The sequence below is a fragment of the Salipiger sp. HF18 genome (genome assembly GCF_011806505.1).
GTDB lineage: Bacteria > Pseudomonadota > Alphaproteobacteria > Rhodobacterales > Rhodobacteraceae > Salipiger > Salipiger thiooxidans.
Map to the genome: position 1 here is coordinate 1 of NZ_JAATOS010000960.1, position 654 is coordinate 654.

Below are 654 nucleotides of genomic sequence, written 5' to 3' on the forward strand. Positions count from 1 at the left end.
ACGATGATCGAGATCCGGTGCGCGAACTCGTCGAAGAAACGGTTGTCCGCGGCCTGGCAGATGATCCGGTGAAAGCGCGCATCCAGTGCCGGGAACTCGGTCATCGCCGCGTCGTCCCGGGCCAGAAGTGCGATGTGCAGGCGCTCCATCTCGGCCATGCGGGGCAGGGAGGGATGGTCAGGATCGGCAATGAGCTGGCGGATGGCGGCGCGCTCGATGAGCTCGCGCATGTCGCACATCTCGGTGGCGTATTCCCGGGTGAAGCCGCGAAACGTCCAGTGTTTGTTGGGGTTCTTCTCGATCAGCCCGCTCACCCGGAAGTTCTGCAGAAGGTCGCGGACCAGCGCCACGGGGATGTCGAGCTGCCGCGCAAGCTCGCTCTCGTGGATCTGCGAGCCGGGCGGCAGGTCGGTGCGCAGGATCCATTCCTGCAACTTGCGCTCCGCCAGCTCGGCGGGCAGGGCCACGTCCTCGGGCGGGAAGCGGTCATCGGGGAGGGGCGCCCGCAGCAGGGTCTTGCGGCGCCCCTCCCACTCGACGACGCCGAGCTGCACGAGATGGGCGAGCACGTTGCGCGCGGTGGTCCGGCTGATCGAGAGCTGCGCCGCGAGTTCGGCCTCCGAGCCCAGCTCCGCGCCGGGGGCAAGCGCGCCG

1 protein-coding gene is annotated in these 654 nt (G+C 68.8%); it reads right to left on the reverse strand.

The genetic code is table 11. The features are described 5' to 3' along the window. The coding region (locus HC022_RS28255; protein ID WP_167454567.1) for a GntR family transcriptional regulator at positions 1 to 654 on the reverse strand (654 nt) is incomplete at both ends.